17 protein-coding genes, 3 tRNA genes and 1 pseudogene are annotated in these 17,968 nt (G+C 68.4%); 19 read left to right on the forward strand and 2 right to left on the reverse strand.

Annotated features, from left to right (window positions below):
* Window positions 1-31: 31 nt before the first annotated feature.
* From LC490_RS05095 to LC490_RS05185, 19 genes and pseudogenes are all read left to right on the forward strand, one after another.
* Window positions 32-814, forward strand: coding sequence for a succinate dehydrogenase iron-sulfur subunit (locus LC490_RS05095; protein ID WP_031371457.1), 783 nt, complete (start codon window positions 32-34; stop codon window positions 812-814).
* 107 nt (window positions 815-921) lie between these two features.
* Window positions 922-1,344 (forward strand): MAPEG family protein, encoded by a 423-nt coding sequence (locus LC490_RS05100; protein ID WP_031371456.1) that lies wholly within the window; start codon window positions 922-924, stop codon window positions 1,342-1,344.
* Complete coding sequence (locus tag LC490_RS05105) at window positions 1,341-2,024, forward strand: hypothetical protein (protein WP_223619493.1); 684 nt, start codon at window positions 1,341-1,343, stop codon at window positions 2,022-2,024. Before LC490_RS05100 ends, LC490_RS05105 begins: the two co-directional genes overlap by 4 nt.
* A gap of 25 nt (window positions 2,025-2,049) precedes the next feature.
* The gene (locus LC490_RS05110) at window positions 2,050-2,325 is read left to right on the forward strand and encodes a succinate dehydrogenase assembly factor 2 (protein ID WP_031371454.1); all 276 of its coding nucleotides are present in this window, start codon (window positions 2,050-2,052) and stop codon (window positions 2,323-2,325) included.
* Window positions 2,276-2,722: a hypothetical protein gene (locus LC490_RS05115; protein WP_031371453.1), complete on the forward strand. Its 447-nt coding sequence runs from the start codon at window positions 2,276-2,278 to the stop codon at window positions 2,720-2,722. Before LC490_RS05110 ends, LC490_RS05115 begins: the two co-directional genes overlap by 50 nt.
* Before the next feature lie 165 nt (window positions 2,723-2,887).
* Window positions 2,888-4,132, forward strand: coding sequence for a lipoprotein-releasing ABC transporter permease subunit (locus LC490_RS05120; RefSeq protein ID WP_031371452.1), 1,245 nt, complete (start codon window positions 2,888-2,890; stop codon window positions 4,130-4,132).
* Window positions 4,125-4,871, forward strand: coding sequence for a lipoprotein-releasing ABC transporter ATP-binding protein LolD (gene lolD / locus LC490_RS05125; RefSeq protein WP_223619494.1), 747 nt, complete (start codon window positions 4,125-4,127; stop codon window positions 4,869-4,871). The genes LC490_RS05120 and lolD overlap by 8 nt, the downstream gene beginning before the upstream one ends.
* 2 nt (window positions 4,872-4,873) lie before the next feature.
* Window positions 4,874-7,258 carry a DNA internalization-related competence protein ComEC/Rec2 gene (locus LC490_RS05130; protein ID WP_223619495.1) on the forward strand — a complete coding sequence of 795 codons (2,385 nt, stop codon included), beginning with the start codon at window positions 4,874-4,876 and terminating at the stop codon, window positions 7,256-7,258.
* Window positions 7,259-7,285: 27 nt separating this feature from the next.
* A complete protein-coding gene (locus LC490_RS05135; RefSeq protein WP_036148319.1) occupies window positions 7,286-7,951 on the forward strand; it encodes a MotA/TolQ/ExbB proton channel family protein in 666 nt (221 codons plus the stop codon).
* 11 nt (window positions 7,952-7,962) lie between these two features.
* The gene (locus LC490_RS05140; protein WP_031371449.1) at window positions 7,963-8,412 is read left to right on the forward strand and encodes a biopolymer transporter ExbD; all 450 of its coding nucleotides are present in this window, start codon (window positions 7,963-7,965) and stop codon (window positions 8,410-8,412) included.
* Entirely contained in the window at window positions 8,409-10,157 is a 1,749-nt protein-coding gene (msbA, locus tag LC490_RS05145; RefSeq protein WP_223619496.1) for a lipid A export permease/ATP-binding protein MsbA, read from the forward strand. The genes LC490_RS05140 and msbA overlap by 4 nt, the downstream gene beginning before the upstream one ends.
* On the forward strand, window positions 10,154-11,197 hold the full coding sequence (lpxK, locus tag LC490_RS05150; protein WP_223619497.1) for a tetraacyldisaccharide 4'-kinase: 1,044 nt from the start codon (window positions 10,154-10,156) through the stop codon (window positions 11,195-11,197). Before msbA ends, lpxK begins: the two co-directional genes overlap by 4 nt.
* 254 nt (window positions 11,198-11,451) lie before the next feature.
* Window positions 11,452-12,234 carry a 3-deoxy-manno-octulosonate cytidylyltransferase gene (gene kdsB / locus LC490_RS05155; protein WP_223619498.1) on the forward strand — a complete coding sequence of 261 codons (783 nt, stop codon included), beginning with the start codon at window positions 11,452-11,454 and terminating at the stop codon, window positions 12,232-12,234.
* A gap of 2 nt (window positions 12,235-12,236) precedes the next feature.
* Window positions 12,237-12,713, forward strand: coding sequence for a low molecular weight protein-tyrosine-phosphatase (locus LC490_RS05160; RefSeq protein ID WP_031371445.1), 477 nt, complete (start codon window positions 12,237-12,239; stop codon window positions 12,711-12,713).
* Window positions 12,714-13,111: 398 nt separating this feature from the next.
* Window positions 13,112-14,935, forward strand: a pseudogene (gene uvrC, locus LC490_RS05165) (excinuclease ABC subunit UvrC); the annotation flags it as partial.
* A 119-nt stretch (window positions 14,936-15,054) separates the two neighbouring features.
* Complete coding sequence (pgsA, locus tag LC490_RS05170; protein WP_031371443.1) at window positions 15,055-15,630, forward strand: CDP-diacylglycerol--glycerol-3-phosphate 3-phosphatidyltransferase; 576 nt, start codon at window positions 15,055-15,057, stop codon at window positions 15,628-15,630.
* Window positions 15,631-15,756: 126 nt separating this feature from the next.
* A tRNA-Gly gene (locus tag LC490_RS05175) sits at window positions 15,757-15,832 on the forward strand.
* A 133-nt stretch (window positions 15,833-15,965) separates the two neighbouring features.
* Window positions 15,966-16,039: transfer RNA gene (locus LC490_RS05180), tRNA-Cys, on the forward strand.
* A gap of 466 nt (window positions 16,040-16,505) precedes the next feature.
* Window positions 16,506-16,592 (forward strand) — tRNA-Leu (locus LC490_RS05185).
* 179 nt (window positions 16,593-16,771) lie between these two features.
* On the opposite strand, the gene LC490_RS05190 is transcribed toward LC490_RS05185, so the two are convergent.
* Together LC490_RS05190 and LC490_RS05195 are read right to left on the reverse strand one after the other, a co-directional pair.
* Window positions 16,772-17,317: a GNAT family N-acetyltransferase gene (locus tag LC490_RS05190; protein ID WP_223619499.1), complete on the reverse strand. Its 546-nt coding sequence runs from the start codon at window positions 17,315-17,317 to the stop codon at window positions 16,772-16,774.
* A gap of 5 nt (window positions 17,318-17,322) precedes the next feature.
* Window positions 17,323-17,889, reverse strand: coding sequence for an XRE family transcriptional regulator (locus tag LC490_RS05195; RefSeq protein ID WP_031371441.1), 567 nt, complete (start codon window positions 17,887-17,889; stop codon window positions 17,323-17,325).
* Window positions 17,890-17,968 lie beyond the last annotated feature (79 nt).

The following is a 17,968-nucleotide window of genomic DNA, read 5'->3' on the forward strand; positions in this document are numbered from 1 at the left end:
CAGTACTGCCGCAAGCCGAGAGATCGCCAGCATGGCCGAATTCGCTCTACCCAAGAACTCCCAGATCCAGAAGGGCCGTCACTGGCCGACGCAGGGCGCCAAGCAGCCGCGTACCTTCAAGGTCTATCGCTGGAACCCCGACGACGGCCTCAACCCGCGCGTGGACACTTATGAAGTGGACCTTGCGACCTGCGGCCCGATGGTTCTCGACGCGCTGATCAAGATCAAGAACGAGATCGACCCGACCCTGACCTTCCGCCGCTCCTGTCGCGAAGGCATCTGCGGTTCGTGCGCGATGAACATCGACGGCACCAACACCCTGGCCTGCACCCGCGCGATCACCGATTGCGACAAGCCCGAGGTGCCGATCTACCCGCTGCCGCACATGTCGGTGGTCAAGGACCTGGTGCCGGACCTGACCCACTTCTACGCCCAGTACGCCTCGATCCGCCCGTGGCTGCGCACCCAGAGCGCGACCCCGTCGGACCGCGAGCGTCTGCAGTCGCCGGAAGACCGCAAGAAGCTCGACGGCCTGTACGAGTGCATCCTGTGCGCGTGCTGCTCGACCAGCTGCCCGAGCTATTGGTGGAACGGCGACCGCTACCTCGGCCCGGCGATCCTGCTGCAGGCCTATCGCTGGATCATCGATTCGCGCGACGAGGACACCGGTGCGCGCCTGGACGATCTGGAAGATCCGTTCAAGCTCTATCGCTGCCACACCATCATGAACTGCGCCCGCACCTGCCCGAAGGGGCTGAACCCGGCGCAGGCGATCGGCGAGATCAAGAAGCTGATGCTGGCGCGTCGCGTCTGACGTCCGACGCGGTACCGCCCGGTTCCAACCCACGACGGCGCCTCGGGCGCCGTCGTGCCGTCCAGCCAGTCGCAGGCGGCGTATCCGCGCCGCGCCAGGGGTGAGCGATGCAGTCGAAGGCGATTTTCCTGCCCGCGGTGGCGATGGTCGCGTTGACCTGCGCGGTGTGGCTGCGCATGTACGCGGTGCGGATCGGGCAGATGCGCCGCGAGCGCATCCACCCGCAAGCGGTCGCGACCTCGGCGCAGGCCGTCGCCCGGCTCACCGACAGCGCCGCGGCCGACAATTTCCGCAATCTGTTCGAACTGCCGGTACTGTTCTATCTGGCGGTGGTCGTGGCTGCACTGGCCGGATTGGCCGATGGCGCGACTCTCGTCTTGGCCTGGTTGTTCGTCGCGCTGCGCATCGCCCACAGCGCGATCCACTGCAGCTATAACCGGGTCATGCACCGTTTTTTCGTCTACGCCGCCGGCGCGCTCGCGCTGTGGGCGTTGTGGATCCATCTCGCAATCGGACTGCTGAGCTCATGAACAGTTTTTCCCGCGTCACCGCTTCGCGTTTCGCCCATCGCACCTTGGCTGCGTTGATCGCCGCTGCGTTCTGCGTCGCACCGGCTTTCGCCGATACGGCCAAGGCCGCCGATGCTGCGCAGGGCGGCGCCCGTGTCGCCGATGCCCGCCAGTTGCTGGAGACGATGCGTTACGCCGAGATCCTCAAGCAGGGTTTGAGCCTGGTGTTCAGCCAGGCCATACCCGGCAGCGAGGCGCTTTCCGACGAGCACAACGGGGTCATGAAGCGCTTGTTCGACAGCATGCCGGCCGGGCCTTTCCTCGACGGCGCCTCCAAGCGTCTGGCGCAGAGCGCGACTCAGGCCGAAATCGACGAGGCCCTGGCGTACTTCCGCGGCGCGGCCGGACAGACCGAACTGGCTTGCGTGCGCGACACGCTCGGCACGCCGACCACGCTCGACTGCATCCGCGAGCGCGGCGGCGAAGCGCAGCTGCAGGCGCATAGCGCCTTCGCCGAAAGCTCGATCGAGAACAAGCTCGGCGAGATCATGGCCGGCGACAGCGGCGATGCCGATTTCGCCGCCTCGGCCAAGCTCGCGCTCGAGCAGGATCCGACGTTGGCGAAGGACTTCGACGCCTATTGCGGAAGTCATCCGGGCGGCCTGTGCGATGTGCTGAAACCGACCCAGGCGGCGCCCTGAGCGTTCGATGCGAGGAAGCGACGAGATGAGCGAAGCCGAAATCAGCCGCGAGGAGCGCGACGAGATCGAATTGCGTCGCTTGCGCTGGCGTTGCCGGCGCGGCATGCGCGAACTGGACCAGTTGTTCGGGCGTTATCTCGACCGTGTCTGGAAGCAGGCTTCCGACGCCGAGCGCGGGGTTTTCCTACGTTTGCTGGAAACCGAGGACGATAAGCTCTGGCACTGGTTCATGGGCCACGAGGCCGCCAGCGATGCCGAACTCGACCGTCTCGTCCAATCGATCCGGGCCTTGCCGCCTTGAGTGGCGGCCGTCGCGTCTGCTCGCGGCGGCGCTGATCGTTCTGGGGCTGGCGGCGGCGTTGTCGCTGTGGTTCAGCGAATGCCCGCGTGCCGTGGCCGGGCCGCTGGCGGTGCTGGCCCTGGCCTGGGCGCTGTATTCGGCGCGGCGCGAACTGCGCCGGCCGCCACAGCGTCTGGTCATCGCGGGCGAGCGCGCCAGCCTCGACGAATTGCCGATCACCGAGCTGCGCCTGCAGTGGCGCGGCTGGCTGGCCCGGCTCGATTTCACCGGCCCGGACGGGCAGGGGCGGCGCCTGCTGTGGTGGCCGGACCGCCTGGACGCCCGCGGCCGCCGTGAACTCAGGCTGGCCGTGGCGGTCTCAGCCCCTGCGCGCGATCCGCGTTCGATGGCACCATGAGGCCCGGATTTGAACGCGGCGATCAGGGAGCCGGGATTCGGGATGGGCAAGGCGGCCAGCGCCGAACCACCGAGCACCGCGCCTGTCCAAGCCGCCAGCACTAGAGAGACAGAGTTCACGATGAAAGCAATGTCCAGTCCCCAGCTTCCGGTCTCGGCCGCATAGATGTTCAAACCCATCTCCGTCGCCATCGGCCTGCGCTACCTGCGCGCCAAACGCCGCAACGGCTTCATCTCCTTCATCTCCCTGGCCTCGATCGGGGGCATCGCCCTCGGCGTGACTGCGCTGATCACCACTCTGGCGGTGATGAGCGGCTTCCAGCGCGAGATCCGCGACCGCATGCTGCAGATGGCCGCCCACGCCACTATCAGCGCCTACGGCGAACCGGTGACCGAATGGCGGCTCGCGATCGACAAGGCCGCCGCCGACCCGCGCGTCGCCGGCGCCGCGCCCTACATCGAAAAGGAAGCGCTGCTGTCGTCGACGCGGCAACAGCCGGCGATCATCCGCGGCGTCGACCCGGCTGAGGAGAGCAAGGTCTCGGTGCTCGCCGACAAGATGGTCGAAGGCAAACTCGGCTCGTTGACCCCGGGCAGCTTCAACATCGTCCTGGGCAAGGAACTGGCCCTGTGGATGGGCGCCCAGGTCGGCGACAGCGTGGTGGTGATGACCGCAGACGGCCGCAGCACGCCGATGGGGGCGATGCCGCAGCTCAAGCGCTTCACCGTCAGCGGCATCTTCGAGGCCGGCTACAGCGAATACGATAAGGGCCTGGCGGTGGTCAACATGAGCGACATCCAACGGGTGCTGCGCATGGGCGACGGCGTCACCGGCGTGCGCTTGAGGCTGCACGACATGGACAAGGCCTGGGACGTCGCCCGCGATCTCTCGGTGGCCCTCGGCGGCCCCTACCGGATCACCGATTGGAGCAGCGACAACGCCAACATGTTCCGCGCCCTGAAGATGGAAAAGGTCGTGATGGCGGTCCTGCTGTCGCTGATCATCGCCATGGGTGCGTTCAACCTGGTGTCTTCGCAGGTCATGCTGGTCACCGACAAGCAGGCCGATATCGCGATCCAGCGCACCCTCGGGCTGACCCCGATGAGCGTGATGCGGATCTTCGTCGTCCAGGGCACCCTGATCGGCATCGTCGGCACGGTGCTCGGCGTGGTCGGCGGTATCGTCCTGACCTTGAACCTCGAACACATCCTCAAGGCCATCGAGACCGTGCTCGGTGTGCAGTTGATGCCGGAAGACGTCTACTACATCACCGGCCTGCCGACCGACCTGCAGACCAGCGACGTCACCATCATCGCCTGCGTGGCGCTGGCGATGGCCTTCCTGGCCACGATCTATCCCGCCTGGCGCGCCGCGCGCACGGCGCCGGCGGAGGCGCTGCGCTATGAATAACCCTCAAAATGCCGACGTCCGCCGGACCGTCGCCGACGACATCGTGCTGCGTTGCGACGGCCTGGCGATGACTTATTCCGAAGGCAAGCTGCACACGCCGGTGTTCCAGGGGTTGGAACTGGCCGTGCGCAAGGGCGAGACCGTTGCGATTCTCGGTGCGTCCGGCGCCGGCAAGAGCACCTTGCTGCATCTGCTCGGCGGCCTCGACACGCCGACCGCGGGCGAGGTCTACGTCGCCGGCGAGCGCATGAGCGCGCTGTCCGATCGCGCGCGCGGCCTGCTGCGCAATCAGGCCTTGGGTTTCGTCTATCAGTTCCATCACCTGTTGCCCGAGTTCACCGCGCTCGAAAACGTGATGCTGCCGGTGCTGCTCGACGGCCGCAGCCGTTCGGCCACGACCAAGCAGGCGTCGGAGCGGGCCAGGGCATTGCTGGAATCGGTCGGCCTGGGCCATCGTCTCGATCACAAGCCGGGCGAACTGTCCGGCGGCGAGCGCCAGCGCGCCGCGGTCGCGCGCGCCCTGGTCAATCGCCCGGCCTGCGTGCTCGGCGACGAGCCGACCGGCAACCTCGACGAAAAAACCGCCGCGGTGGTGTTCGAGCTGATGCTCGCGCTCAATCGCGACCAGGGCACCAGCCTGGTGTTGGTGACCCACGACCGCCGCCTCGCGCGGCGCCTGGACCGCGTGCTGGAATTGCACGAAGGCAAACTGCGGCAACTGGACGCCGCCGAGGTGTAGACATGCACGACGCGGCAAGGACGCCGCCCTTCGGAAAACTCGTCGCCTGCGCATTGCTGACCGGCATCGGTGCCGGACTGGCCTTGCCGCATGCGTGCCCGTGGGGAGTTTCGTTACCCGCCCTGATCGCCGCCACCGTTGCGTGGTGGCGTTTGCCGCGCTGGCGCTGGCTCGCCGCGGCGGTGTTGGGGTTCGCGCTCGCCAGTCTGCATGCGGCCTATGCGCTGAGCCTGCAGTTGCCGCCGGACTGGGAGAAGCGCGAGGTCGTCGTCAGCGGGCGCATCGTCGATCTTCCGCAGCACGAACCGCGCCGCAGCCGTTTTCTGTTTCGTATCGACGAGGACGCGCAACAGCCCGAGCCCTTGCGCGGCCGCTTGTTGCGATTGGCCTGGTACGACGATGAACTCGAACCGCGTCGCGTGCTGCGGGCCGGCCAGCGTTGGCGGTTCCAGGCGCGGGTGCGGGCGCCGCGCGGCCTGCGCAATCCGGGCGGTCCCGACGCCGAAAAATACGCCTTGATGCAGCGTTTGGCCGCGACCGGCTACCTGCGCGAGCCGGAGCGCGCACGGCTGTTGGCCAAGGCGAGCGGGCTCGATGCCTGGCGCGAATCGATCTCCGACCGCATCGCCGCGACGGTGCGGTCGCCGTCTTCGCGCTTCGTGCGTGCGCTCGCGCTCGGCGACACCCGCGGCTTGGACGAGCGCGACTGGAGCGTGCTGCGCGCCGACGGCCTGACTCATCTGATCGCGATCTCCGGCTTCCATGTCGGCTTGGTCGCGGGCTTCTTCGCCTTGTTCGCGGGCCGGTTATGGCGGGTATTCCCCGCGCTGGGGCGGCGCTGCCCCGGGGTGGTCGCGGCGGCGGTCGCAGCGATGCTCGGCGGTTTGGCCTATGCGGCCGCGGTCGGCTTCGCCCTGCCGACCGTGCGCACCTGGCTGATGATCGCGCTGGTCGCGGCGCTGCGCATGTCGCGCCGGCCTTTTCACGCCTTCGACGCCTTGGCGATGGCGGCGATCGCGATGGCCTTGGCCGATCCTTTGGCCTTGCTCGGTGCAGGGTTCTGGCTGAGCTTTCTCGGCGTCGCCTGGCTGCTGTGGTGCTTGCCGGATTCGATGGCGGCGACCGGCTGGCGCGATCGCTTGCGCGGGTTCCTGAGCGCGCAGGGCGTGGCGAGCCTGGGTTTGCTGCCGGTGTGCGTGCTGTTGTTCGGCCAGGCCTCCCTGGCCGGGCCGTTCGCCAATCTGATTGCGGTGCCGTGGTGGAGCCTGGTGGTGGTGCCCCTGGCCTTGCTCGGCACCGGCCTGGAGGCGCTCCACGCCGGCGCCGGCGAGTTCGCCTGGCGCGGCGCCGCGGCCTGCTTCGACGCGAGCTGGCCCGGGTTCGAGTCCCTGGCCGACAGCGGTCTGGCCTTGTGGTGGCTGCCGGAGCCGGCCTGGTTCGCCTTGCCGCTGGCGATGCTGGGCGCGTTCTGGCTGCTGCTGCCGCGCGGCGTGCCCGGTAAGGCGCTGGCGCTGCTGTTGTGGCTGCCTTTGCTGTGGCCGGATCGGCATCTGCCCGGGCCGGGCGAAGCCGAACTGATCGTGGTCGACGTGGGGCAGGGCTTGTCGGTGCTGGTGCGCACGGCGAACCACAGCCTGCTGTTCGACGCCGGGCCCTCGGTGCGCGACGGTTTCGACGCCGGCGAGCGCGCGGTGGTGCCGGCCCTGCATGCGCTCGGGGTGCGTCGCCTCGACCGTGTCGTCGCCAGCCACGGCGACAACGACCACGCCGGCGGTGTGGCCAGCGTACTGCGCGCGTTTCCGTCGCCGGTCGTGTTCGCGCCGCCCGAAGTCGACGGCGAGGCGCTCGAGGGCATCCGCACCCGTCCCTGCGAGGCCGGGCGCAGTTGGGAATGGGACGGCGTGCGCCTGCGTTTCCTGCACCCGCCCCGGCATTTTCCCTACCTGGGCAACGAATCGAGCTGCGTGCTGCGGGTCGAAAGTCGGCACGGCGCGGCGCTGTTGACCGGCGACATCGGCGAGGTGGTCGAGCGCGATCTGGTCCGCCGTGCCGGGCTTTCGGCGCAGGACCGCCTGCGCGCCGAGGTGGTGCTGGTCGCCCACCACGGCAGCGGCGGCTCCTCCGATCCGGAGTTCATCGCCGCGACCGGCGCCCGCCACGCCTTGGTATCCAGCGGCCATGGCAACCGCTTCGGCCACCCGCGCGCGGACGTGCTGGAACGCTGGCGCCGCGCCGGGGCGGGCACCCGCGATACCGCGGCCGATGGCGCCTTGCGGACGGGGCTGCGCGCCGGCGGCATCGCCGTGGAAACGCGACGCCAGACACACCCGCGTCTGTGGGATGCGACCCGGCGTGCGGGCGCTGGGCTATCCTATCGGCCAGATTGATGTCGGCCACGGGCCGGGGGTTCGCGAGTGCTGGAACTGGTCAAGGCCGGCGGTTGGCCGATGATTCCGTTGTTGATCCTGTCGGCGGTAGCGCTGGCGATCATCATCGAACGCCTCTGGACCCTGCGTCGCAGGGCGGTGTTGCCGCCGCAGCTCGGCCAGGAAGTCCGCGCCTGGGCCGCGACCGGCAAGCTCGACCCGGCCCACATCGAGTCGCTGCGCGCGACCGCGCCGCTCGGTGAACTGCTCGCCGCCGCGCTCGACGTCCGCCATCGCCCGCGCGAGGAAATCCGCGAGCGCATCGAGGACGTCGGCCGCCACCTCGTGCACCGCATGGAGCGTTACCTGAACACGCTCGGCACCATTTCCGCCGCCGGCCCGCTGCTCGGGCTGTTCGGCACCGTGGTCGGCATGATCCAGATGTTCATGGTCATCAACGACCACGGCATCGGCGACGTCAACCAACTCGCCGGCGGCATCGGCAAGGCGCTGATCTGCACCGCGACCGGCATGATCGTCGCGATTCCGGCGCTGATGGCCCACCGCTGGTTCCGCGGCCGCATCGCCGAATACATCGTCGCGATGGAGCACGAAGCGATCGCCCTGGTCGACGTGCTGACCCCGGGCACGGTCGAGTCGCGCCAGCAGCATGAGGCGCGCGCGCCGGTGCGCCTGGCCGGCCAGGCCGGCTGAGGCGCCGACGCATGCGCATCCGCGACCATCGCTCCGACGATGAGCCCGAGATCAACCTGGTGCCGTTGATCGACGTGATCCTGGTCCTGATCATCTTCTTCGTCGTTACCGCCACCTTCGACGCGCGCTCGGTGCTCAAGCTCGAACTGCCGCGCGCCACCGGCGAGCCCTCCGGCGACGCCAGCAAGGCCCTGATCGTGCTGGTGAATGCCGAAGGCCGTTATTTCGTCGGCGACCGCGAGGTGCTGCGCGACGATCTGGAATCGCTCAAGACCACGATAGCGGAGGTCGCCGGCAGCGACCGCGACCGCACCGTCATGCTGCGCGCCGATGCGCGCACGCCGTACCAGGCCGTGGTCACCGTCTACGACGCGCTCGGCCAGCTCGGTTTCCGCAGGATCATGAGCGCGACCGCGCCGCCGCAACCCGGTGCTCAGGCCGCCGCGGGGACGGTGCGGTGACAGCCACCGCATCGCCCTGGCAGACCTACCGCCGGTTGCTCGAATTCTCGCGGCCTTACCGCGGACTGCTCTGGATCGCCGCGCTCGGCATGGTGATCGAGGCCGCCGCCGGCGCCGGTTTCACCAAGATCATGGAACCGATCATCAACCAGACCTTCATCGCCAAGAACTCGGCGTTGGCGATTTGGCTGCCGGCGGCCATCGTCGCCTTGTTCGTGCTGCGCGGTCTCGCCGGTTACCTCACCGATTACTACATGGCCAAGTCCGGCCGCGGCGTCGCCCGCGACCTGCGAGTGAAGGTGCTCGGCAAGTACCTGCGCCTGCCGGGTTCGCGCTTCGATACCGAGCCGGTGCCGTCGATGTTGGTGCGGCTGGGCTCCGACAGCGACCAGGTCGCGCAGGCCGCGGTCGACGCGCTCAAGGTCATGGTCCAGCAGTCGCTGCAGGCGCTCGCGCTGCTCGGCGTGATGATCTGGACGAGTTGGCAGGTCACCATCGCCGTCGCGGTGATGGCGCCGCCGCTGGCCTGGGTCATGGACAAGGTCGGCCGCCGCTATCGCCGCATCAGCCACAAGATCCAGGAAAGCGGCGCGCAGTTGCTGCTCGCGGCCGATCAGGCGCTGTCGAACCAGCAGGAAGTGAAGGTCTACGGCGCGCAGCCGACCGAGCTGACCCGCTACGGCGCCATCGCCGACGACTACCTGCGCCTCAGCCTCAAGGTCGAGTCCACCCGCAGCATCGCCTCGGCCATGGTCCAGCTGATGGGCTCGATCGGCCTGGCCTTGCTGCTGCTGGTCGCCAGCCACGAAGCCTTCGCCGGGCGCCTCAGCGCCGGCGGTTTCGTCGCCCTGATGATGTCGATGATGGCGATGATTCCGGCGCTGCGTCAGCTCACCAACGTGCAGAACATGCTGCAGCGCGGCCTGGCCTCGGCCGAGCGCTTGTTCGACGTGCTGGACGCTTCCGACGAATTGGACGAAGGCACGCGCGAACTCGCGCGCAGCCAGGGTCTGGTCGAGTTCCGCGACGTCACCGCGCGTTATCCGGGCCAGGACCGTCCTGCGTTGTCGGACATCAGTTTCGTTGCGCGTCCCGGCACCGTCACCGCCATCGTCGGCCGCTCCGGCAGCGGCAAGTCGACCCTGATCAAGCTGATCCCGCGCTTCTACGACCCCGAGGCCGGGCAGATCCTGCTCGACGGCCATCCCGTGCAGGACTACCGCCTGGCCGACCTGCGTCGCCAGATCGCCCTGGTCGGCCAGCAGGTGATGCTGTTCGACGGCACGGTCGCGGCCAACGTCGCTTACGGCGAACTGCAGGACAGCGACGCCGAGGCCCTGCAACGCGCGGTCGGCGGCGCCAATGCCAGCGAGTTCATCGAGCGCCTGCCGGAAGGCGTTAACACGCCGATCGGCGCCAAGGGCGGCAAGCTCTCCGGCGGCCAGCGCCAACGCCTGGCGATCGCGCGCGCGATGCTCAAGGACGCACCGATCCTGATCCTCGACGAAGCCACCGCGGCGCTCGACACCGAATCCGAACGCCTGGTCCAGGACGCGCTCGAACGCCTGATGCCGGATCGCACCACCTTGGTCATCGCCCATCGTCTGTCGACGATCGAGCATGCCGACCAGGTGTTGGTGCTCGATCAGGGCCGTATCGTCGAGCGCGGCAGCCACGGCGAATTGATCGCCCAGGGCGGTCTGTACGCGCATCTGCACCGCATGCAGTTCCGGGAAGCCGAATGAGCGGCGCTTCGGATCGGCAACCACATGTGCCGGCGTATTGGTACGGCGACGTCCCGGTGCCCGCGCATGCGCGCCTGCTCTCGGGCTTGTACGGCGCGGTCACCGACCTGCGCCGCACCCTGTACCGCAAAGGCCTCAAGCGCCGCCGCCACCCCGGCGTGCCGGTGATCGTGGTCGGCAACATCACCGCCGGCGGCGCCGGCAAGACACCGCTCACGATCGCCCTGGTGCAGCGCCTGAAGCAGGAAGGCTGGAACCCGGGCGTGGCCAGCCGCGGCTACGGCCGCGACGACATCGCCACGCCGCTGTGGGTCGAGCGCGACACCGATCCGCGTATCGGCGGCGACGAGCCGGTGCTGATCGCGCGCCGCACCGGCGCCAGGCTGCGCGCCGACCGCGACCGCGCCGCCGCCGCGAAAGCCCTGGCCGACGCCGGCTGCGACATCGTCGTCTGCGACGATGGCCTGCAGCATTACCGCCTCGCCCGCGACATCGAGATCGAAGTCGTCGACGGCCGCCGTCGTTACGGCAACGGCCAATTGCTGCCGGCCGGACCGTTGCGCGAGCCGCCCGAACGCGGCGCCGAATGCGATTTCCGTGTGGTCAACATGCCCAACCTCGCCGGCGACGCCGCCGCCGCGACCACCGGTTTCGGCGAATGGCCGATGCGATTGATCGCCGACCAGGCGCTGCCGCTGCTCGGCGGCCGCCCGCTCAAGCTCGAGGCTTTCGCCGGCCAGCGCGTGCACGCGGTCGCCGGCATCGGCGACCCCGAGCGCTACTTCGGCATGCTGCGCAGCCTCGGCATCGCCATCGTGCCGCACGCCTTCGCCGATCATCATCGCTACAGCGCCGCCGATTTCGAATTCGGCAGCCGTCTGCCGGTGCTGATGACCGAAAAGGACGCGGTCAAGATTCCGCTGGCGGGCGAGGGCGCGTTCGCCTCGGACCTGCATTACAGCGTGCCGGTGCGTGCCGAATTGCCGGAAGCGTTCTGGGTTTCGCTGCTCGACAAACTGCCGGCGCGCGTCGCGCGCTGACGTTGCACGGCGGCGCGCCGGCGGCGTCCATCGATCCGCCCGAGGCGCCATCGTGCGCCCCCGGCACGCCGGAGTTCCAAGGGCGGCAGCGGCGCAAGCCGCGACCCTTCCGTCTATCGCTTCGCCAGCACCCGACCCGAGCTGAGCCGGCCTGATCCAAGCCGGCCCGACCTAAGCCGGCCTGACGTAAGCTTGTCCCGCGCCGCACGCGCGCATCGAATTTCTCGCGGCCAGCCGCGACCGTTGGAGCGAACATGAGCCAGGATTTCGTCGTCGCCATTCCCGCCCGTTACGCCGCCTCACGCCTGCCGGGCAAACCGCTACGCGAGCTGGCCGGCGAGCCGTTGGTGCTGCACGTCGCCCGCCGCGCCCTCGCGGCCGGTGCGCGCGAGGTCTGGGTCGCGGCCGACGACGAGCGCATCGCCCAAGCGTTGAAGGACAGCGGCGTGCAGGTGGCGATGACTTCGACCGAACACGCCTCCGGCACCGACCGCCTCGCCGAATGCGCCGACATCGCCGGCTGGCGCGACGACACCGTGATCGTCAACCTGCAGGGCGACGAACCCTTCGCGCCGGCCTCGGGCATCGTCGCCACCGCGACCGCCTTGCGCGACAGCGGCTCCGAGATGTCGACCCTGGCCGCGCCGATTACCGAAGTCGAGGTGTTGTTCGATCCGAACGCGGTCAAGTTGGTGCGTGCCGGCAACGGCGATGCGCTGTACTTCAGCCGCGCGCCGATTCCGTGGCCGCGCGACGCTTTCGCCAACGACCGCCAGCGCATGCCCGGCGGCGGCGAATGGCTGCGCCATATCGGCATCTACGGCTATCGCGCCGGTTTCCTGCGCAAGTTCGCCAAGCTGCGGCCGGGCCGGCTCGAACAGATCGAATCGCTGGAGCAATTGCGCGCGCTCGAAGCCGGCTACCGAATCGCCGTCGGCATCACCCCGGAGCCGTTCCCGCCCGGCGTCGACACCCCCGAAGATCTCGCCCGCGCCGAAGCGCATCTGGCCGGCCGCGCGGTGGGAGAGGGCGCCTGAGCATGCGCCTGCTGATCGTCTGCCTCGGCAATATCTGCCGCTCGCCGGTCGCCGAGGGCGTGCTGCGCGCCCGCATCGAGACCTCGTCGGTGGCCGGGCGGGTCGAGCTCGATTCGGCCGGCACCGGCGACTGGCACGTCGGCGAGCCGCCGGACCGGCGTTCGATCGCCAACGCCGCCGAGCACGGCGTCGACATCTCCGGCCTGCGCGCGCGCCAACTCGCCGCGTCGGACTACACCGACTTTGACTGGCTGCTGTGCGCCGACCGCGCCAACCTGCGCGATGTCCGTGCCCGCGCGCCGCGCGGCGCCAGGGCGCGCACCGCGCTGTTGCTGGATTGGTGCGGTTTGGAAACCGAAGGCGAAGTGCCCGATCCCTACACCGGCGGGCCGGCCCAGTTCGAGCACGTGTTCCAGTTGCTCGACCGCGCCGCCGACGGCGCGATCGCACGCCTGCGCGAAGAACTGCATCTGCGTTGATCGCCCGATGAGGCGACAGGCTCCGGCACCGCGCCGGCGCTGGTCGATGCGGATGGGGCGGGGCGACGGTAACGAACCAAGCGCCGCAGACTCGCCGGGCCGGGCCACCGCCATGGCGCACACGGATTTGCCGTTCGCGGCACGACCGCCTTGCCGTCTGGGCCGTTCCCCGATGCATTCGGCCCCAAGGCCCGGTTCGGGCCCTTGCGCTCGCGCATAATCAACCCAATCCAGAACCCGGTCCTCCGTTTCCGGTTCCCCGATCTGCCGATGCCCGCCACCGCGCCCGCCCGTTCGAACGCTCTCAATCGTGCCGTCGCCGGCGCGCGGGCGATGCCCGCCTGTGCCGCGCCCGGCCTCGTCGCGAGCGTTCGCGCGCACCCGCAAGCGAGAGCCTCGTGACGACCGCCTCCCAGCCCGCCACGTTCGACGGCAAGGCCTTCGTCAAGCATCTGAGCACCGCGCCGGGCGTCTATCGCATGATCGGCGCCGACGACAACGTGCTCTATGTCGGCAAGGCCGGGGCGCTGCGTAACCGCGTATCGAGTTATTTCAACGCCACGCCGAAGTCCACGCGCATCATGTCGATGCTGTCGCAGACGGTACGCATGGAGGTCACGGTCACCCGCACCGAGGCCGAGGCGCTGATCCTCGAGAACCAGCTGATCAAGTCGCTCAAGCCGCGCTACAACGTGCTGCTGCGCGACGACAAGAGTTACCCCTACGTATTGATGACCCAGGAAGCCTGGCCGCGCATCGCCATGCACCGCGGGCCGCGCGCCATCCCGGGCCGCTACTTCGGTCCTTACGCCAGCGTCGGCGCGGTGCGCGACACGCTCAACCTGATGCACAAGCTGTTTCGCCTGCGCAGTTGCGAGGACAGCGTGTTCCGCAATCGCTCGCGGCCTTGTCTGCAACACCAGATCGGTCGTTGCAGTGCGCCCTGCGTCGGCCTGGTGCCGGCGCGCGACTATGCCGAAAGCGTGCGTCGCGCCGGGCTGCTGCTCGACGGACGCAGCGACGAGCTCACCGACGAACTCGGCCGGAGCATGGAAGAGGCGAGCATGCGCCTGGATTTCGAGGACGCCGCACGCCTGCGCGACCTCATCACCGGCATCCGCACCTTGCAGGCGCGCCAGTACGTCGACGGCCGCGCCGCCGACCTCGACGTGCTCGCGGTGGCGATGCAGGGGGTCTCGGCCTGCGTGCTGTTGCTGGCGTTCCGCGACGGCCGCAACCTCGGCACGCGCGCGTTCTTTCCCAAGACCAACGGCAGCGACAACCCCGAGGAAGTGCTGGCCGCGTTCGTCTCGCAGTACTACGCCGAGCAACCGCCGCCGCGCGAGATCGTGCTCGATCGCGACCTGCCCGATCGCGAACTGCTCGAGCATGCGCTGTCGAGTTCGGGCGAGCGCCGGGTGCAGATCAAATGCAACGTGCGCGGCGAACGCGCCGGCTATCTCGACATGGCGCGGCGCAACGCCGAACTCGCGCTCGGCACCGAACTGACCAGCCACGCCGCCCAGCTCGCACGCGCCGAGGCGCTGCGCGACCTGCTCGGCATGCCGTCGCTGCCGGCCCGGATCGAGTGTTTCGACATCAGCCACACCATGGGCGAGGCCACCGTGGCCTCGTGCGTGGTGTTCGATGCCGAGGGGCCGGTACGCGGCCAGTACCGCCGCTACAACATCGCCGGCATCGTCGAGGGCGACGACTACGCCGCCATGAACCAGGCGATTTCGCGCCGGTTCCGGCGCGCGGTCGAGGAAAACGGGGTGGTGCCGGACGTCCTGCTGATCGACGGCGGCGCCGGACAGGTGGCCCAGGCCCGGTCTGCCCTGGACGAGCTGGGGGTCGAGGGGCTGATCCTGGTGGGCGTGGCCAAGGGCCCGGCCCGCCGTCCCGGCGATGAAGAATTGCTGCTCCCGGACGGCCGGGTGGTCCGCCCGGGCGCCGAATCGCCGGCCCTGCAGCTGGTCCAGCAGGTTCGCGACGAGGCGCACCGTTTCGCCATCACCGGCCATCGGGGGCGTCGCCAGAAGGCCCGCAACAGCAGTAGGCTGGAAGACATTCCCGGTATCGGACCGCGTCGGCGCGCTAATCTGTTGCGGCATTTCGGCGGTCTGGGCGGCCTGAAGGCCGCCGGGATCGAGGAGATTTCCCGGGTCGAGGGGGTCAACGAAGCCCTGGCCGAGCGCATCTACGCCGCCTTGCACGGGCTGGACGCGCCCGCCGAGGCCGCGGTTACGGGCACTATCCAAAAGGGCGCCGCTGCGGCGGCGACGGGCGGCAAGAAGCAGGGGGCCGCGGTTGCGGCACCCGATCGCAAGCGGAGTGAAGGATGAAGTTGACCATACCCACCATGCTGACTCTGGCCCGGATCGTGCTGATCCCGGTGCTGGTGGTGGTGTTTTTCCTGGACTATCCGTGGACCAACTTCGCCGCCGCGTTCATTTTCGCCTTCGCCTCGATCACCGATTGGCTCGACGGCTGGATCGCGCGCCGTTACGACCAGTACTCGGCATTCGGCGCATTCCTCGACCCGGTGGCCGACAAGCTGATGGTCGCGGTGGCCCTGCTGCTGATCGTGCAGAAGCATCCGACGGTGTGGATGACCTTGTGGGCGGCGGTCATCGTCGGCCGCGAAATCGCCGTTTCCGCGCTGCGCGAATGGATGGCCGAGCTCGGTCAGCGCGCCGCGGTGAAAGTCGCCTCGATCGGCAAGATCAAGACCATCGTGCAGATGGTCGCGCTGGTTTGCCTGCTTTATCAGGAGCGCGTGTGGGGTTTGCCGATCTTCGGCATCGGCGAATGGTTGCTTGCTGCAGCGGCCTTGCTAACTTTGTGGTCGGGACTAGCGTATTTACGCGCGGCATGGCCTATAATGCGCGAGGACGCCAACAAGCCCACGAACTGATCGCATCGGTTCGGCGCGAACGAAGCCCTGGCAGGCAACGAACGCATCGGGGACTGAATCGTTTCCAGGCATCGAAAAAAAGTAGTTGACACTTTTCTTTCGATCCCTAAAATATCGCTTCCTTCAGCGGGAATAGCTCAGTTGGTAGAGCACGACCTTGCCAAGGTCGGGGTCGCGAGTTCGAGTCTCGTTTCCCGCTCCAAATTAGAGGGCCTCCGGTAACGGAGTCATCCTCAGAAACAAAACCCCGCCCGCGGGGTTTTGTTTTTTCAGGCGAAGGCTTGCAGCGATTGCAAGCCGACGCAGCCGCAGGCAGTATGCTGTGGCAAGTCACCGGCCGGGTGGCAGAGTGGTTATGCAGCGGACTGCAAATCCGCGTACGCCGGTTCAATTCCGACCTCGGCCTCCAATTCGAAAAACGACCAGGGCAACCTGGTCGTTTTTTTTGCGCCATCGTTTCGTGCGAATCGACCGAAGCGAGAGGGTTGCGCGGCACCCGGTTCGAGGTTGCGCCGTGCTCCGTGCGCATTCGGGGTCGGTTCGATCCATTCGGGCAGTTGTGCAGGCGTGCATGCCGAGTTTGCCCGCAGGCTGCCCCGGGACCCGCGCGCATCGACGATCGCGAGTATCCGCAGTGGGCCGTTTCGCCGCGACCGCTTCGCGGATTCGACAGTCGGAGCGTCGGGATCGGATCGGGCACGCAAGCCGTCGCGACCCGATCCGCAAGCGCATTGCCGCCCCGTCCTCACGGCACAGTCGAGTGCGTCGCATCGCCGTTGTCCGGAGCAAGCGAAACCGTCCCGGGATGGTTCGGACAACGCTCTTGGTGTCGTGTCGCGCACGGCTGTCGTAAGCTATCGCGGTCACCGCATCCTGCCCGGATGGCGAAATCGGTAGACGCAGCAGACTTAAAATCTGCCGGGGGCAACTCCGTGCCGGTTCGATTCCGGCTCCGGGCACCATCGCGCGGTTCTGGGAAAAGGTTTGGATTTGCGCTTCGGGTCCAGCGCCCCCAGCGCAGCACGCGGCCTGCCGAAAACCGCTTTCCCTGCAGGTTTTTCCCACGCCGCATCGGATATCGCGCTCGGCTCGTTCGGGCGCCGCGTGCGCGCCGATAACGGGGCGGCCGCGCCGGCCCGGCTCAAACCTTCTTCCAGAAAATGATCGTTCCGGTCAGCCCGCCGTGCGGTTTCAGGGCGTAATCGGGGATTTCGCCGGCGCGTACGTAGCCCAGCTTTTCGTAAAAGGCCGATGCGCCTTCGTCGCTGGCGGTATCGAGCACGAGCAGCGAGCGTCGGTGCTCGGCAGCGAGTGTTTCGACGGCGCGTATCAGCGATGAAGCCACGCCCCGGCCGCGATAGTCGCGGCGCGTCATCAGTTTGGCGATCTCGCCGCGATGCGGTTGATTGGGCGGGCAATCGAGCAACAAGGTCACGGTGCCCACCAACGTGTCTTCATCGAAGGCGCCGAGCACGATGCGCGCGCCGATATCGGCCGCCGCCAGGGAGTTGCGCCAGAACGCCTGCGCCTGCGGCGGCGGCAGGGGATGCATGAAGCCGACCGAGCCGCCGTGGGCGACGACGTCGACCAGCAGTTCGCTCAGCATCGAGAGGATTTCGGCCGAGGACGACAGCGCTCTGATCTCCAAGGCGGGCATATCGATGGAGTGCATATCGATGGAAAGCATGCGGCTCAGCTCCTGGCCAGGACGACGAGGTAGACGCAAGGTCTCGGTGTGTCGTTGGCGAGCGTGACGTCCGACGGCGCGCCGAAGCCGAGGCAATCGCCGGCCTGCAATCGGTGGCTTTCGCCACCTTCGACGATGCTGAGCTCGCCCTTGATCACCCGGATCGCCTGGCGGATGCGGGCGTAGGACGAGGCGGGCAGGCAGACGCGCCGTCCCGCGGGCATCTCGACCTCGACGATCTCGATCGGATGGTCGGGGCGGACGAACACCTGTTTGCGCCGATAGCCGGTTTCCGGATCGCGCCAAACCGGTTGCGCGTCGGCTCGCGACAGCCGGCCGGCATCGCCTTCGGCGCGCAGCAGCAGCCCGGCCAGGGTCAGGTCGAACGCGCCGGCCAGGCGGACCAGCAAGGCCGCGGTCGGGCTGGTCTCGCCGCGCTCGATCTTGCTGATCGCAGCCTTCGACACCTCCGAACGCGCCGCCAGGTCGGCCAGGGACCAGCCGCGGGTTTCGCGCTCCAGGCGTATCCGGCGGGCCAGTTGCAGGCTCGATTCGTCCAGTAAAGTGGTCATTCGTATCTTTTACTGGACGTTCCCGTCCGGCGTCAATTGCGCTCGGCGAGAGAGGGGAGACGCGGGCCTGGCGCGCGTG

Source organism: Lysobacter sp. ESA13C, from assembly GCF_019970005.1.
Lineage (GTDB): Bacteria > Pseudomonadota > Gammaproteobacteria > Xanthomonadales > Xanthomonadaceae > Lysobacter > Lysobacter antibioticus_B.

Bases quoted from the DNA above. Each gene is read 5' to 3' on its own strand.
- LC490_RS05105 (WP_223619493.1), top strand. From the start codon at position 1,341: ATGAACAGTTTTTCCCGCGTCACCGCTTCGCGTTTCGCCCATCGCACC.
- LC490_RS05130 (WP_223619495.1), top strand. From the start codon at position 4,874: ATGCACGACGCGGCAAGGACGCCGCCCTTCGGAAAACTCGTCGCCTGC.
- LC490_RS05110 (WP_031371454.1), top strand. From the start codon at position 2,050: ATGAGCGAAGCCGAAATCAGCCGCGAGGAGCGCGACGAGATCGAATTG.
- LC490_RS05160 (WP_031371445.1), top strand. From the start codon at position 12,237: ATGCGCCTGCTGATCGTCTGCCTCGGCAATATCTGCCGCTCGCCGGTC.
- kdsB (WP_223619498.1), top strand. From the start codon at position 11,452: ATGAGCCAGGATTTCGTCGTCGCCATTCCCGCCCGTTACGCCGCCTCA.
- LC490_RS05195 (WP_031371441.1), bottom strand. From the start codon at position 17,889: ATGACCACTTTACTGGACGAATCGAGCCTGCAACTGGCCCGCCGGATA.
- LC490_RS05115 (WP_031371453.1), top strand. From the start codon at position 2,276: ATGCCGAACTCGACCGTCTCGTCCAATCGATCCGGGCCTTGCCGCCTT.
- LC490_RS05100 (WP_031371456.1), top strand. From the start codon at position 922: ATGCAGTCGAAGGCGATTTTCCTGCCCGCGGTGGCGATGGTCGCGTTG.
- lpxK (WP_223619497.1), top strand. From the start codon at position 10,154: ATGAGCGGCGCTTCGGATCGGCAACCACATGTGCCGGCGTATTGGTAC.
- LC490_RS05095 (WP_031371457.1), top strand. From the start codon at position 32: ATGGCCGAATTCGCTCTACCCAAGAACTCCCAGATCCAGAAGGGCCGT.
- LC490_RS05120 (WP_031371452.1), top strand. From the start codon at position 2,888: ATGTTCAAACCCATCTCCGTCGCCATCGGCCTGCGCTACCTGCGCGCC.
- LC490_RS05190 (WP_223619499.1), bottom strand. From the start codon at position 17,317: ATGCTTTCCATCGATATGCACTCCATCGATATGCCCGCCTTGGAGATC.
- lolD (WP_223619494.1), top strand. From the start codon at position 4,125: ATGAATAACCCTCAAAATGCCGACGTCCGCCGGACCGTCGCCGACGAC.
- pgsA (WP_031371443.1), top strand. From the start codon at position 15,055: ATGAAGTTGACCATACCCACCATGCTGACTCTGGCCCGGATCGTGCTG.
- LC490_RS05140 (WP_031371449.1), top strand. From the start codon at position 7,963: ATGCGCATCCGCGACCATCGCTCCGACGATGAGCCCGAGATCAACCTG.